Origin of the sequence: Treponema sp. OMZ 803, assembly GCF_024181165.1 — a bacterium.
Taxonomy (GTDB): Bacteria; Spirochaetota; Spirochaetia; order Treponematales; family Treponemataceae; genus Treponema.
In genome coordinates this window covers 1,652,074-1,667,125 of sequence record NZ_CP051195.1, presented here as the reverse complement: position 1 = coordinate 1,667,125, position 15,052 = coordinate 1,652,074, and the positions used below count along the sequence as shown (strand labels likewise).

Below are 15,052 nucleotides of genomic sequence, written 5' to 3'. Positions count from 1 at the left end.
GTCTAAAAGAGCAAGCGAGGATATAATCATTTGAATGAGTTACGATAAGAATGCGGTGAAAGAAGCCGTCAAAGAGCATTACGAAAATCTGGCACAGGGAAGCCTTTCCGTACATGGTGAGGCTGAAAAGATAACGACTTCGATAGGCTATGCCGCACAAGATTTGGTCGGCATTCCGAAAGAGGCCGACCTCGGGCTCGGCTGTGGAAATCCGCAAGAAGCTGCCAAGCCCCGCTTAAACGAAACCATCCTTGACTTAGGATGCGGAAGAGGACTTGACTGCTTTATAGCGTCAAAAGCTGTCGGTAAAAACGGAAAAGTTTTCGGGCTTGACAGCTCAAAAACTATGATCAGCCGCGCTTCGGAAATCGCCGTAAAAAACGGGTTTACCAATTGCGAATTTATACTTGGCGAAATTGAACATATTCCGCTTTCCGATAGTTCCCTCGATCTCATCATGAGTAATTGCGTGATAAATTTGTCAACGGATAAATATGGAGTGTATTCAGAGCTTTACCGCTGTCTTCGCAAAGGCGGAAGAGTCGCGATTTCCGACATCACTTTAAAGGCTGCTTTGCCGCACGAATGGATCTCTGATCCCGATATGGTAAAAACGTGAGTGGGGGGAGCTTGGTCTGCGGAGCAGATAAAAGACACCTTTGAAAAAATCGGCTTTATCAACATAATCATACGTTCAAAAGACGTTTCAGACGAATACGCAAAGAAATGGGGACACGGCTTGGCAATAAAAACCTATATCCAAAGCAGCCTCATTTACGCAGAAAAATAAATGTTATACCCTTTCGTTCCGGAACGCCTTCGGCGCAGCTCCCATCGCTAACCTTTGGGATAAAAACACAGGATCCACGGCCTAGAGTTTCGGTAGAAAGTCTTTGTAAATACCGGGCGTAGAGCCGTCAATCAATACAGCGCCGACGGTTTTTTGATAGAAGACTTCGGGGCCTACTCCTCCGATAATGGCATAGGCATACCCTTCGTTGCGTAAGGCATGGAGCGATGCGAGCAGCAGCGCTTTGCCGATTCCTTTCCCCTGTTCATCTTCCAATACCTTTGTAGGGCCGAAAAAGTCGGGCGCGGTTGCGTTATAGCATGCATATCCGAGTATGTTCTGCCCGCGGGTAGCGATAAAGCAGCTCACCGGTATGCGGGAAAAGCAGGTATCGCATTCGCCTGCTGCGCTTAAAGTAGAATGTTCTTTTACCCATTCAACGATTCGGAACTTATCGGGCGTCATCGCGCGCCGGATATGCACATCGTATTTACGCTGCAATTCCGCATAAAGCCCTTCTGCCGGAGGCAGCCGGAGCAAGTTCACCAACATATCAGCCATAGTTTTTTCCCTCATAGATGCGCTATTTTCAAAAGTGCTATTGGCCTTGATATTCTTCGACATTATCACTCAGGTGCTCAAGCTCAACTCCTGCCTGTTTAAACATCTGGATTGAATCGGCACTGTCATGGTATCGTTTTTCGGCAATAACTCGTTTTATACCGCAATTGATAATCAGCATCGCGCATGTGCGGCAGGGAGTCATTTTGCAGTAGAGCGTTGCACCGTCGATACTGATACCTCGCTTTGCTGCTTGGCAAATTGCATTCTGTTCTGCATGAACAGTACGGACGCAATGTTGACTTACGGAACCGTCTTCATGCTGCACCTTTTTAAACTGATGTCCAACATCGTCGCAATGGGGCAATCCGCGGGGAGCACCCACATAGCCGGTAACCAAGAGTTGATTATCCCGTGCAATGACGCATCCGGATCTACCGCGGTCGCACGTTGCACGTTTCGCGATTGCGCGGCACACTTCCATAAAGTATTCGTCCCATGTTGGGCGGATATACGGTTCTTCAGTCATGTTTCCCCCTGATATGTGTTTGCGTAGGGTCTAAGGCTCTTGGCATAACACTTCTGAGACATCTTAAAAATCTAACAGTACTTTTATAGGATACCCTGTTACAACCACGGGTTGATGCCTTCTCCCTGTATCGCACCGTTATTCTGTTCCTGTGTTTCGGATTCGCTACCGGACGGGTCAGATTCTATAGGTGGAAAAGACGGTACCGGAGTTCCTTCGTCGATGGTTCCCGAATCCGGATGCGTTTGAGGAATCGGTGGTTGTATCGTATTATTCACTCCTGATTGTCCTGAAGTCTGCCCGGGCTGAATTCCAGGATTTTGTGTATTTTGCTCTTGCTGTGGAGTAAGCACCGGCGGCTCTGTTGAAGAATTATCTTCACCCGAATGTAATAACGGGTCGGGTTCCAAAACGTTGCCGGAGTCGGAAGGCACTGTAAGTTCATCGGTTATAAATGGATCTGTTGTATAAGAGGAAGCATTCCCTGTCCGTCTATGTTTGCTTGGTTCAGGATCTTCAAAAATGCGTGGGTCAATAAGTACATCCGTTTTAATAATGTCGACCGGTGTTTGTCCTGTACTGTAATTGCTTTTGCGCAGACGGTCTTTTGCAATTTCCAACAGTACATTGTTGGCTTCATGATAGGTACAAGCCTCTGTCGGTTCCGTACCGGATAAAAAGTAGAGCGATACCGTCCCCTCGTTACAGTAAGGTGTTTGCAGCATTCCTGATTTTGAACAAACCGACACAGTGGTTAATCCTGTTTCGGGTCGAATAAAATCTCGATACGGCATATCTTCATGGATCGCTTTCATAAAGTTCGCCCACGGAGGTCCTGCGAGCATTGCACCCGTATTGTCGAGTCCCAACGACTGCCCTCCCTTGTCATATCCGAACCAAACAGCGGCGGTATAATACGGAGAATAACCGATCGCCCATGCATCCGACCAGTTTTGAGTTGTACCGGTTTTACCTGCAATAGGCATGGAAAAATACTTACCGCTCTTTTTGTCCTTAAAGCGGAATTTTGACCCGCTACCGGAAGCAGTCATAAGTGTTCCTGCGGTAATTGTTTTTTGTAGTACCGATGTCATAAGATAGGCATTTTGAGGGCTGATAACCTGCATTGCAGTTCCCCGCCGCCGCTGTTCCAGCCGTAAATCCCGTTCGGGATCCATCACGATTGTACCATTACGGTTTTCTACGGTACGGATGGCAATGGGGTCAACCCGCCGTCCTTGGTTTCCAAAGATGGCAAACGCTTTTGCCATCTGAATGGGAGCAACGCTGATAACGCCGAGAGCGAGCGGATATACTCGTGGGAATGTACGGTCTATTTCGTCCTGATCGGTGATGCCGAGCAGAGCAGCGGATCGAGTGATTGCCGCATCGAAGCCGATTGTATCAAGTACCTTAATCGCAGGAATATTCAGCGATCTTGCCAGTGCTCGCCATGCGAGAACCGTGCCCTGCCAATGCCCTGCATAGTTGTTCGGAATATATGGGACACCGCTTTGATTTTGAAATACTTGCGGCGTATCCTCCAGCACTGTTGCCGGTGTAATTAATTTGGTGTCGAAAGCTGCGGAATACAGAAGCGGCTTAAAGGAACTCCCCGGCTGAACACGCCCTTGTGTCGCTCGTATCATTTGGTTTGATTCATCGAATCTACTTCCTCCAACGAGCGCTGTAATGTAGCCTGTATTATTTTCCAAACAGATGAGCGTTCCTTCAACCGTCTTCCTTGCAAGCTCATCTTGCACCTTTGCGGTGCTTTTTGTGCCGGTAATTTTGAGGTTGTTTAAGCCGAAGAGCATTGCCGCCATATCCACAATAGGATTCAAATCGCTGCGGTAGTAGGAGAGTGTTTTTGCTTGAACTCGTTCGGAGTCGATATGGAGTGCCGGAATATTAAAGGCGAGTGAAACCAGCGCAGTGATATTGCTGTATAGTTCGCTCTGAGCAAAGCGGTGCGATCGGGTATTCTTTACCCGGGTGTTTGCAATGCGGATATAGTCGCCCATCTCTTTTTCTGCTGCTGCTTGGTGACGCAGGTCGCAAGTGGTATGTACGATATAGCCGTCAGAATAAAAATCCATCGTACCGTACATCATCGTTTCAAGCTGGCGGCGTACATATTCGGAAAACCAGCGGGCTTTGTCTTCACGATTAAACCATGCAGACGAAGCAGTGCGGGTATAGTCAAAGTGAGCCCAATACTCATCGTAGGACTCGTCTCTTTCCTCTTTTGTAAGATAGCCGAGGCGCACCATCTCATCAAGAACATAGCTCTGGCGTTCCTGTACAACGTTCGGGTATTCAAAGGGATTATATTTAGCGGGGCTTGACAGTTGAATAACCAGTATCGCTGCTTCTGCAGGGGTAATTTCCGCTACAGAGTGGCCGAAATAAAAACGGCATGCGGCGCTAACACCGTAGGTTCCACCGCCAAAATATACTTTGTTCAAATAAAGTTCAAGAATTTCGTCTTTTGAATACCGGCGTTCCATTTGAATCGCCCACCATAGTTCTTTTATCTTTCGCGAAATACTCATATCGGTGCGGTCGCAGTATAGAAGCCCTGCGATTTGCTGCGTGATGGTACTTCCGCCGCCGAGTGTTCTATGGGTGAGCTTTCCGATAACGGCACGAAAAATAGCTTTTAAAGTAAAGCCTCGGTGTCGATAGAAGCTGCGGTCTTCACGGACGAGCAGTGCATTAATCAATGCGGGGGGTATCTGCTCGAATTTAATAATCTCCCGTTTTTCATTGGACGAGAATTCAGTGATTAAGTCTCCTCGTATATCAAGTATTCGGGTCGGTAAATCGGGATTAAAAGCGGTGAATTGTTCGCTTTGCTTTACGGCTGCTGTTTCTGCCAAAAGATAGCCTAGCATTGCCGAACCCGCAACAAGCACGGTAAAAACAATAATAAGATAAATATATAAAAAGACGGTGCGTCCGCGCATGTGCCTATAAAAGCACAAAATCATTTTTTTTTCAAGCATATACCTGTGTGTGCAATATTGACACTTTGTTACTATCAAATAATAATAGCTGCAAGGAGCATATAAAATGAAAAGATTAAATAAGATAGTTCTGTTTGCCGTATTTGGGATTATACAGATTGTATCATGTGCAAAAAATGGAAGGCAAAGTACGAATAATGAGAATAGTCCGGTCGATGAAGTACAAAAAGTCGACCATATGGATGCAAAACAAGAGTCTGCGTCCGGTATGGGGAATGCTATGGATATTAGCGGAGTCGTTTATGTGAACAATGCGGGGCTTTATACGGAAAACGACGAAGGAAAAATGAAGTGGACTGCTGAGGCTTCACTGGGTGATAAAGCGCTCTATTTGGGAGAAAAGAAAGAAGCTGTAAGAACCGACGGACAAAAGCGGACATTTTTTCATGTCGAGCTTAACGGGCAGCGCTATTGGATACAAGAATATTCTTATGAACCCGATACCGTAGCGGCCTTTATTTCGGGACAAGACGTCGTGCTGTATAAATCGGAATCCCTTGCGGCTATGACCGACGAATTCATTCCTCGTTATGCTATTGTTGCGGTATATAAAGACAGCCTTGAAAAGCCGGACAGTAAATTTATTAAAATTGCAGCGTATAATCCTGAACTGGTTAGTTCATGGAGTATTAAAGACAAATATGTAAAACGGGATGCGGTAGAAATGGATGAAATGAGTGTTTCGGCTATGATCCTCGCTCAGGTTGCGATGGAATCCAAAAACGATACCATCCGGACGGAGCTGTTTCAGAATGCAATTGAACTGGGTTCTCCCTATAGCGATACCATTGCGGTTTTACAGTCACTTTCTGAAATTATGATAAAAGAAGAGAATTTTATGAAAGAGCTTACAGTTGAAAAAATCAGTGAAAAGGTTACGGCTATCGAAGATATCAATCTGTTAAGTATTCCCGATGAAGATTCTGCAAGAACGGTAAATATGCTGAAAGCAGGAACATCGGCCACTGCCACCCGCAAATATATTAAACAGGATGGAGATTCCGAGAGTGGCGTTGAATGGCTCTATATCCAAAACAAGCAAAAAAAAGGCTGGGTTAGAGCGGATTCGGTAAAAGCTCAAAACGGATAGTATTTATTCGTGCGAAGGGTGACCGTATTAAAAATCCGGTATGGAGTACGGTTGCCCTTTTTTTATCTCCTGACACTCTTGATATTTTACCTTGCGTAATCTATAAAAAAAGATTACACTAAATAAATAGCGGTATCCGAAAGCAAATTAAGTTTTTAAAGATACCCTAAAGATATTTAAACGTTGTGATTATTCGTGCGGAGGGTTTAATACCCCGACGCTTGCGTCGTAACAAAGGGTATTAAAGCCGACTGCAACCACCTTATGGAACACATACAGTGCGAAACGTTGAGCACTGTACCCCGACGCTTGCGTCGGGGTTGTTGATTAAGAGGGAGACTCGATTATGGATAGTAAAACAATTCTAACCTCTGCAAAACAGTACATAGCAGAGGAAACCGATCCTACATTTGTAAAGGAAGTGGAAGCGCTCATTGCAAAGAATGATGAAAAAGAGCTGTTTGACCGCTTCTACCGTCAATTGGAATTCGGTACCGGCGGTTTGCGCGGGATTATCGGTGGCGGAACAAACAGGATGAATCCTACGGTTATTAAGAAGGCAACTCAAGGGCTTGCTGACTATATTATCGAAACCTTTCCCGAAAAGGCAAAAAAAGGCCAACTAAAAGCAGTTATCGCGCATGATTCGCGCCGCTATTCGGATGTGTTTGCAGAGGCAACCGCGCTCATCTTTGCGGCAAACGGTTTTACGGTATACCTGTTTTCGGCATTACGCCCGACACCGGAGCTTTCCTATGCAATCCGCCACCTCGGCTGCGATACCGGTGTAGTCGTTACCGCTTCGCACAATCCGCCGCAGTATAATGGATACAAAGCATATTGGAATGACGGTGCACAAGTTATCCCACCCCACGATAAGGGCATTATCGACAAGGTCAATGCTGTTAAAAAAGTTAACATGATGAACCGCGACGAAGCGATTAAGAGTGGTAAACTCATCATCATCGATAAAGAGATAGATGAAAAATATTGGGCGAGCGTTAAGGCCAAGCTGCATCGCGGTGATCTTATTAAAGAGATGTCAAAGTCCGTAAAAATTGTTTACACCCCGCTGCACGGTACCGGTGCGATGCATGTCGAAAAAGTACTCGGCGATATGGGCTTTAACATCATCACCGTACCCGAACAACGTCAGCCGGACGGCAATTTCCCGACAGTCAGCTACCCCAATCCCGAAGACCCTGCTGCGCTTAAAATGGCGATTGCACTTGCGGAAAAAGAAGGCGCCGATATCCTGATGGCAACCGACCCCGATGCCGACCGTTTTGCTTCGGCGGTAAAAGACGGCAACGGAAAAATACATCTTATTACCGGCAACCAGATGGGCGCCCTTTTTGCCGACTACCTCTGCCTGACTGCAAAAGAATTCGGTGTTATGCCGGCAAAACCTGCCATTGTTCGTTCTATTGTAACATCGCATCTGTGTGACCGTATTGCGAAAAGCTACGGGGTTGCTTCCTTTGAATGCTTAACGGGATTTAAGTGGATCTGCAACAAAGCTGATGAAATTTCCAAACAAGGGTATCACTACATTTACGGCTTTGAGGAAAGCTACGGCTATAATTTCGGGATGGAAATCCGCGATAAAGACGGAATTGCTGCCTCTGCTCTCTGTGCCGAGATGTCGCTCTATTGGCGTAAACAAGGGAAGAGCTTGTTAGATCGCTTAAACGAACTCTTTACACAGCATAACCTCTTCTGCGAGAAAACCATCAACAAGGTGTTCCCCGGTGCGGAAGGGGTTGAAATTATGAAAAATATGATGATAAAGCTCCGTACTTCCGCATTAAAGGATATTGCCGGCGTAAAGGTTCTAACCATCCGCGATATCGATCAATCATGTTCATACAACCCGTTGACACCTGATAAAAAAGAAGCGGTACATCTTCCGGTAAGTAATGTGTTGCAGTATTATCTTGAAGACGGAACGATTATCAGTATCCGCCCGAGCGGTACCGAGCCCAAGATCAAGTTTTATATCATCCATCCGCAGCCGGTACAGGGTAAGGATGTTGCCGCCGCTCAGACCAAAGCAGAACAGCAGGTTAAAATTTTTGCTCAAGCGTTGGACACTATCGTCTAATGACCAGTTATGATTGGTTGGCTGCCGTATATGACACGGTAGCCTTTATCGCTTTTGATACCGAAACGACCGGACTTGATCCCGTATCGGGGCGAATTGTAGAAATCGGTGCGGTAAAGTTCGACCAACGCGGTGTTATTGCCCGGTACAATGTGCTTATCAATCCTGAAATGCCGATGCCGGAGGAGGCGGGCAAGGTCAACGGAATCACCGATGAGATGTTGAAGGATAAGCCGCTGATAGCTGATGTCTTTCCTGACTTTTTCGATTTTATCGGTACCGGTGTTTTAGTTGCGCATAATGCTCCATTTGACATAAACTATGTTAATGCGGAGTTAAAGCGCGCCGGAAAATTTCCTTTAACCAATAAAGCCGTCGATACGCGAATATTTGCAAAGGAAGTATTTCCCGGTTTATCCAGCTATGCATTACAGGATCTTGCCGTACAGTTCGGTATTACAGCGCTGGAGGCTCACCGTGCCGAAGACGATGCCCGCGTCTGCATGGAATTGTTTGAGCAAATATTAAGTAGATTTTTAAAAAACAATCCCGAGCTGGTAGAAAAAATCCGTACGGAAACGGATGTTGCCAGTCTGTTAGCCCCCGAAACGGAGCAAAAAGAGAAAGATTATTCACGGAGTTTATTTTGATACCTCAACAAAAACGAGAAACAACCTCAATCATGAATCCTTTTAATGCGCCTGTGTATTATTACGCACGTACCGATTCTACATTACAGACTGCTCGCGAATGCCTTGCGGAGGGGTGTCCGGATGGGACATTCATCTATGCCGGTTATCAAACGGAAGGGCGCGGGCGTATGGCCGATCGGCAGTGGCTTTCCCCTGCAGGGGAAAACCTGCTCGGTACGCTTATTTTAAGGCAACCCGCATCCACCGATTTTACGCTGCGGATAGGCTTAGCCGCTAGTTTAACACTCGATTCGTTTTTGCCTTCCGGCGTACGGACTGCCGTTAAGTGGCCGAATGATATCTTTATCAACGGTAAAAAAGCTGCCGGTATCCTGTGCGAAAGCGCGGGCGGCTGTGTCCTTGCCGGTGTCGGTATCAACCTGCTTCAAACGGCCTTCTTACGGAGTATAGAACACACGGCAACTTCGCTTGCAATGATTATCGGCGCCGATAAATGCCCCACGTTTGAGGTGTTTATTCCTACGCTGCTGACTCACATACAGGAATGTCTTAGCCGCCGCGATTGGAATGAAGAAATCAGCCGCCGGCTTTGGAAGCGAAGTTCTGTAGTACGCTTTATGCGCGGGCAACAGGAAGATGACATCGTCGAAGGTATCCTTACCGGCATCGCTCCGGATGGGGCACTGTGCATTACGGAAGAGGATAAAGAACGCCGGTACTATTCGGGAGAATTGATCTGTTAATTATCCTCGCGGCACTTAGGGATAATAACGAGATTCCGTTCCGCGTCATAAAAAGGTGTTTGTACCGGTATTACCTCATAGTCCGGTTTATAAGCGTCCAAAGCTTGCATCTCTTCTTCAATTGCGGTGCGTTTCCCCTTATAGGCCGCTAAGATACCGGTACTGTGAATTCGTTTTTGCAGGGTAGCAAGCATTGCGCGGTCAAGCGGCCGGAAGGCTCGGAATACCGCAATGTCAAAATAATCGGCAGGAGCTTTTTCTGCCTCGGATTCCAGCACGGTGGTATTGGTCAGCCCTAGCATGGCTTGTACATTTTCCAAAACAGCGCATCGTTTGTGCATCCGCTCTATTAACGTAAATTTAATGCTCGGATCTTTAAGTGAAAACAGACATGCAAGCGGAATACCCGGCAGCCCCGCCCCCGAACCGATATCTGCAATAGTACAGGTGCCCTCGGTTTGCTGTGAATCGAGCCGGTGTGCTAACGCTTCCCAGGGCGCAAGACTGTCGAGGATATGTTTGATAATCAGCTCTTGAGTGTTTTGTACCTTTATCAAATTAAATGCGGCATTAAATGTTTCAAGTTCGCGAATATATCGCGTTAACATATTTGCCAATGTACCTTGCCGGTCTTCAATATGTAATGCGGTTAATCCCGCTTGTAAAAGTTCCGTGTTTTGTGTATCCATTGTAGAGCGCACTCCCGATGCCCGTCCAATATAACTGAAGCTGTCTCGAAATGCAACAATTGAGATACATCATAGACGGCAGGATATAATCAATAAGAGAGGAAAAAATGGCTCGAAGTATTCATTATACGACTAAAGGTGTATTTTATTGTATGGATATACGGAATGAGGAGCGTGTGTCATGCGAGCAGTAATACAGCGGGTACGGTCGGGAAGTGTGGCGATTGAAGGCTTTGAAACGCAGACCATCGGCAAGGGCTTTGTGATTTTGTTGGGGATTTGTCCTGAAGATTCTGAGGACGATATAGATTGGTTGGTTAAAAAAATCGTACAGATGCGGATTTTCGAAGACGATGAGGGGAAGATGAACCGTGCCCTTGCGGATGTGCAGGGAGACATTTTGTTGGTCAGTCAGTTCACCTTGTTTGCCAGTACCAAGAAAGGAAACCGCCCGTCCTTCAATGCAGCGGCGGAGCCTTCGATTGCAATCCCGCTCTATGAATGCTGTATCCGCAAACTGAGCGAAGCGCTTGGTAAGCCGATAAAAACCGGACAATTCGGAGCGGATATGCAGGTGGAAATTCACAACGACGGACCGGTTACGATCATAATCGACACGAAGGTAAAAGAATAATTACAGGTCAAAAAAGATGATTTCGTTAATAGCATTTTTGGGAAATGTCGGGCGGGAGTATGAACGAACCCGGCATAACGCAGCATGGATTGCTGCGGATCGTTTATCTATTTGCGGGGGAATTTCGTGGCAGCATAAGTTCCGCGGTCTGTACGGGCGGTTTCCGGCGGCAGTGAGCGGGGGACAGGCTGTCCATGCTTTAAAGCCCGAAACCTATATGAACCTATCGGGGGAAGCGGTAGGAGAAGCTGCCCAGTTCTTTAAAATTCCTCCGGCGGAAATACTTGTCGTGCATGACGAACTCGAACTGCCGCCTGCCGCCTTGAGTCTCAAGTGGTCGGGAGGGCTCGGCGGACACAATGGGCTTCGCTCAATAAAGGCTGCGCTGGGTACGCCGGACTTTTGGCGGCTCAGGATCGGTATCGGGCGTCCCGGCGGGAAAAAAAGCAGCAGCGCCGATCATCCCGATATCGCAGGCTATGTGCTGTCTCCTTTTTCTCAAGAAGAATTTACCCTGCTGGATGCGGCGCTGCCTCAGCTGGAACCGCTTTTTACCGCACTCATCACCGAGCGGAAGGAGCCGCAAACGCTGCTTTCCGCATGGACGAAGGTGCTGCCCTGCACATCAGTGTAAGCTCAAAACTCTAACACAGGTCTTCCTTTTGCGTGAAATTTTCCTAAAATTTCACGCATCTTTTCCCTGCAGGAGAGAAATCGCATCAGACAGATAAATAAAAATCGCAAAATAAATAGGCTATGAGACCATTTGAGGCGCAAAGCGGCGAAATTCTGGTTGAATAGCCTATTTATTTTGCGGGGAAATATAGCAAAACAGTCTGATGCGATTACCCTGCGATATCAGGCTGTTTAAAAGAGCTCGTTGTCGCCGTCAAAAGCGCTGCCCGGCTTTGATTTATGCACAGCGGATACTGCTGCAGAATCGGCATTCAAACTTTCAGTTTTGCCGCTAGCGAGAGCTGCTTTTTCAAGCATGGATTTTTTCCCTGCCGGAGTGGCCTGAGCATCGGCTTCTTTATCAGTCCTTGCCGCTTCCGGTTTTACGGAACCCGCCGCCTTTGCCGCAGCCGCTTCGCCGGTGCCGGAACCGGACGGCGTTTTGCTCGCAGCACCGGAATCAGCTTGATCGGTTTTTACAAAACTCGACACGTATTTTTGGTTGGGGAACAGCTGTGCGCGCAAGGTCTTTTCAAGATCGATTGCAACATCGGGATTGTCTTCCAAGAATTTTACGGCGTTGTCATGCCCTTGTCCAATCTTATCTTCTTTATACGAGTACCATGCACCTTTTTTATCTATCAATTCGTATTTTACCGCGCAGTCCAGCAAGCTGCCGTAGGGAGAAATTCCCTTGCCGAACAGGATTTCCAGCTCAACCTTTCGGAACGGCGGCGCGACCTTATTCTTGACAACTTTGATGCGCACCTTGTTTCCCCATGCTTCATCCTCATCCTTGCCGAGCACTTCGCCTTTGCGGACTTCGATACGTACCGAGGAATAGAATTTGAGCGCATTACCGCCGGTGGTGGTTTCAGGATTACCGTACGCAATACCGATTTTCATACGGATTTGGTTGATAAAGATGAGAATACATTTTGACCGTGAGATAATTGCCGTCAGCTTCCGCAACGCCTGACTCATTAAACGAGCCTGTAATCCCATGTGTGAATCGCCCATTTCACCGTCAATTTCCGCTTGCGGCGTAAGGGCTGCTACCGAGTCCACGACGATGACATCCACCGCACCCGATCGGACGAGGTTTTCGGTGATTTCCAACGCCTGCTCTCCCGCATCGGGCTGAGCGACCCACAACTCATCGATATTGACACCGAGTTTTTGTGCATACTGGGGGTCAAGTGCATGTTCGGCATCCACAAACGCTGCAATACCGCCCCGTTTTTGCGCTTCTGCAACAACATGGAGCGCAAGCGTGGTTTTTCCCGACGACTCCGGACCGAATATTTCGATAATTCTACCGCGCGGATAACCGCCGATACCGAGCGCTTCGTCAAGCAGGATACTCCCTGACGGGATTACTTCGATACCGCTCGTCTCGGTCTTTGAACCGAGCTTCATGATCGACCCTTGTCCGAATTGTTTTTCAATTTGCAGACGCGCAGCCTCCAACGCTTTGAGCTTTTCATCAGCATCGGTAATATTGGTTACCTGATTTATTTCCGATTTTGTTTTTGCCATCTTTGTGCCTCCATAACATAGGGCATCTCTAAAAACTCGGTTAGCTTTTTAGAGATGCCCGACGAGTTTCAGTTTAAGTCTTTATATTGCAATGACTTAAACTGAAATATCGCAAATTAAATCTAAGGAAAACCTCTAAAAACTGATTCGCAGTCCGCAAAGCGGATAACTTAATGAATTTCCTTACAGAACAAGCCGATAGGCTTGCAGTTTTTAGAGGTTCCCCAGTGCATCCGACCGTCGCCGTTAGAATAGCATCATACTATGATGATATTCCGTATACTGTAACTCCGGCAATTGTCGAACGCTGCATTGCTTCTTATCTTTGTTATATAGCGTCATCGCGATTTTGGCTTAAAAAAACGGCTGAAAATCACTTTTTTTAGAAAATTTTTACAAAAAGCCGATTTTTTTACCTGAGCGATGCGATATGTTTGCAACCACCTTATAGAACATACAATGCGAAACATTGAGCATTGTATCCCGATGCTCTGCGTTGGGGTATGTTGACTCGATTTTCATTTATAGCATAAGAGAGCTGTATTATGGAAGACCTAGACTTTTGAAAGGGTTCCGGCATCCATGCGGTAGGTTGTACAGTGCGGATCCAAGATAGTGGAATCATGCGTTACAATCAGCACGGCAGTTCCGAGCTTGTTTACATCTTTTACCGCCTGCATGACACCAGCTGCCGTTTCCGCATCGAGGTTTGCCGTCGGTTCGTCGGCGATGAGCAACTTGGGCGCATTCATCAATGCACGCGCGATAAGCATCCGCTTTGATTCTCCGCCCGAAAGATTTTTCGGCATTTCATCTTTTAGATGTGCTATTCCCATCACTTCCAACAAACTGAGCGCCCTCCCTTCGGTATCGCCGTCCCTGCTAAATAAAAAAAACGGGACGCGCACATTATCCAGTACCGACAGATTCGGCAAGGCGCCGAGTGATTGCGGAACAAATCCTATAGACTCATTACGGTAATAGCTTTTTTCGGTATCACTCATCAGCGTAATATCTTTATCTTCAAAAAGAACCGTACCTGAAGTCGGCTCTAAAATTCCCGAAAGCAGATTAAGCAGTGTCGTTTTCCCCGAACCGGAGCGGCCGACAATAAAGACAAAATCGGAAGAATCGATAGTGAAATCGGCCTCCTTAACGGCAAAAAAATCGGAACCGCTTCTGGTAAACGTTCTGGAAAGTTGTTTTGTTTGCAATAACATACCGTAATAATCCAATGGTAAAATTTATCGTCTTCTGTTAACGAACAGATACCCGATATCAATGGCTATCAGTATGATTGCCAACAGTAAAATGACGGGTTTGGTATAAACATTACAATGCATAGTTGCAGTCTTACATGTACCGATAACAACCGTTTGCAATAATATCAGACAAACACCGAGCCCGATATTGGAAAATGCGATACCGATGCGGGAACTCTTGAACAATAAGAATACGATGCCCAATGCGGCAATTAAACCGCCGAGCATTCGAACCGCCTCGCCCATCCAATGGCACTTCATAAAACCGCCGTCAGCTTTCGGAAAACAGACATGTGCATATCCGAAGGGAGCAAATAAAACGAGCAAACCGATGATAACGATTAACATTCCTACAATATATTTTTTCATAGTATAACCTCACAAGCATATTAGCAAACCTGTTCGACAACGAAGTTATCGAATGTGTCTAGTATATACAGAATACGGTAAAAGTCAATCGATGGTTACATTATTCTTTGAACATTCTATCGATTGCTTTGGGACAGAATGTGACGTATGATGCAACACTGCGTATTGACATAACGGAATTTTATCGATAATATCTCTTTCTGTCATTGAAACAAAACGGGCAATAGCGCAGTTGGTTAGCGTACAAGTCTGGGGGACTTGGGGTCGCCGGTTCAAATCCGGCTTGCCCGATTATTTTCTCTATTTTATTTCTATCCCTATCATACTTTTATTATATCTTTTCATTAAAACGGCTCTATCTTAAAGTATAGAGATTTATTAGCAT

The 15,052-nt window shown here is 46.4% G+C and carries 16 protein-coding genes and 1 tRNA gene; 10 read left to right on the top strand and 7 right to left on the bottom strand.

Features of this window, described 5'->3' with window-relative positions; genetic code table 11:
* The first annotated feature begins 34 nt into the window (after positions 1-34).
* Both ABH09_RS07560 and ABH09_RS07555 read left to right on the top strand, forming a co-directional pair.
* The gene (locus ABH09_RS07560) at positions 35-619 is read left to right on the top strand and encodes a methyltransferase domain-containing protein (protein ID WP_006188063.1); all 585 of its coding nucleotides are present in this window, start codon (positions 35-37) and stop codon (positions 617-619) included.
* Entirely contained in the window at positions 620-790 is a 171-nt protein-coding gene (locus tag ABH09_RS07555) for a hypothetical protein (RefSeq protein WP_006188064.1), read from the top strand.
* Between the two features lie 81 nt (positions 791-871).
* Here ABH09_RS07555 and ABH09_RS07550 read toward each other — a convergent pair whose 3' ends face one another.
* From ABH09_RS07550 to ABH09_RS07540, 3 genes are all read right to left on the bottom strand, one after another.
* Positions 872-1,351, bottom strand: coding sequence for a GNAT family N-acetyltransferase (locus ABH09_RS07550; protein WP_253713941.1), 480 nt, complete (start codon positions 1,349-1,351; stop codon positions 872-874).
* 37 nt (positions 1,352-1,388) lie between these two features.
* Positions 1,389-1,880 carry a deoxycytidylate deaminase gene (locus tag ABH09_RS07545; RefSeq protein ID WP_162663718.1) on the bottom strand — a complete coding sequence of 164 codons (492 nt, stop codon included), beginning with the start codon at positions 1,878-1,880 and terminating at the stop codon, positions 1,389-1,391.
* Between the two features lie 98 nt (positions 1,881-1,978).
* Complete coding sequence (locus tag ABH09_RS07540; RefSeq protein ID WP_253715753.1) at positions 1,979-4,849, bottom strand: PBP1A family penicillin-binding protein; 2,871 nt, start codon at positions 4,847-4,849, stop codon at positions 1,979-1,981.
* A gap of 106 nt (positions 4,850-4,955) precedes the next feature.
* Between ABH09_RS07540 and ABH09_RS07535 the strand changes: the two genes are divergently transcribed.
* From ABH09_RS07535 to ABH09_RS07520, 4 genes are all read left to right on the top strand, one after another.
* On the top strand, positions 4,956-5,999 hold the full coding sequence (locus tag ABH09_RS07535) for a hypothetical protein (protein WP_253713940.1): 1,044 nt from the start codon (positions 4,956-4,958) through the stop codon (positions 5,997-5,999).
* A 346-nt stretch (positions 6,000-6,345) separates the two neighbouring features.
* Complete coding sequence (locus ABH09_RS07530; protein WP_253713939.1) at positions 6,346-8,103, top strand: phospho-sugar mutase; 1,758 nt, start codon at positions 6,346-6,348, stop codon at positions 8,101-8,103.
* Entirely contained in the window at positions 8,103-8,753 is a 651-nt protein-coding gene (locus ABH09_RS07525) for a 3'-5' exonuclease (RefSeq protein WP_162663714.1), read from the top strand. The genes ABH09_RS07530 and ABH09_RS07525 overlap by 1 nt, the downstream gene beginning before the upstream one ends.
* Before the next feature lie 32 nt (positions 8,754-8,785).
* The gene (locus ABH09_RS07520) at positions 8,786-9,499 is read left to right on the top strand and encodes a biotin--[acetyl-CoA-carboxylase] ligase (RefSeq protein WP_253713938.1); all 714 of its coding nucleotides are present in this window, start codon (positions 8,786-8,788) and stop codon (positions 9,497-9,499) included.
* On the opposite strand, the gene rsmG is transcribed toward ABH09_RS07520, so the two are convergent.
* Positions 9,496-10,188: a 16S rRNA (guanine(527)-N(7))-methyltransferase RsmG gene (rsmG, locus tag ABH09_RS07515; RefSeq protein WP_253713937.1), complete on the bottom strand. Its 693-nt coding sequence runs from the start codon at positions 10,186-10,188 to the stop codon at positions 9,496-9,498. The genes ABH09_RS07520 and rsmG overlap by 4 nt on opposite strands.
* Positions 10,189-10,369: 181 nt before the next feature.
* Between rsmG and dtd the strand changes: the two genes are divergently transcribed.
* On the top strand, positions 10,370-10,822 hold the full coding sequence (gene dtd, locus ABH09_RS07510) for a D-aminoacyl-tRNA deacylase (protein ID WP_253713936.1): 453 nt from the start codon (positions 10,370-10,372) through the stop codon (positions 10,820-10,822).
* A gap of 16 nt (positions 10,823-10,838) precedes the next feature.
* Positions 10,839-11,456 (top strand): aminoacyl-tRNA hydrolase, encoded by a 618-nt coding sequence (gene pth / locus ABH09_RS07505; protein WP_253713935.1) that lies wholly within the window; start codon positions 10,839-10,841, stop codon positions 11,454-11,456.
* Positions 11,457-11,689: 233 nt separating this feature from the next.
* Here the strand turns inward: pth and recA are convergent, their stop codons facing one another.
* On the bottom strand, positions 11,690-13,036 hold the full coding sequence (recA, locus tag ABH09_RS07500; RefSeq protein ID WP_253713934.1) for a recombinase RecA: 1,347 nt from the start codon (positions 13,034-13,036) through the stop codon (positions 11,690-11,692).
* Positions 13,037-13,209: 173 nt separating this feature from the next.
* Between recA and ABH09_RS07495 the strand changes: the two genes are divergently transcribed.
* A complete protein-coding gene (locus ABH09_RS07495; RefSeq protein ID WP_253713933.1) occupies positions 13,210-13,422 on the top strand; it encodes a hypothetical protein in 213 nt (70 codons plus the stop codon).
* A 168-nt stretch (positions 13,423-13,590) separates the two neighbouring features.
* Here ABH09_RS07495 and ABH09_RS07490 read toward each other — a convergent pair whose 3' ends face one another.
* Positions 13,591-14,256, bottom strand: a complete 666-nt coding sequence (locus ABH09_RS07490) for an ABC transporter ATP-binding protein (RefSeq protein ID WP_253713932.1) — start codon at positions 14,254-14,256, stop codon at positions 13,591-13,593.
* A 24-nt stretch (positions 14,257-14,280) separates the two neighbouring features.
* Complete coding sequence (locus ABH09_RS07485; RefSeq protein ID WP_253713931.1) at positions 14,281-14,667, bottom strand: DUF4418 family protein; 387 nt, start codon at positions 14,665-14,667, stop codon at positions 14,281-14,283.
* Positions 14,668-14,884: 217 nt separating this feature from the next.
* Here ABH09_RS07485 and ABH09_RS07480 point away from each other — a divergent pair.
* Positions 14,885-14,958 (top strand) — tRNA-Pro (locus tag ABH09_RS07480).
* Positions 14,959-15,052: the final 94 nt, after the last annotated feature.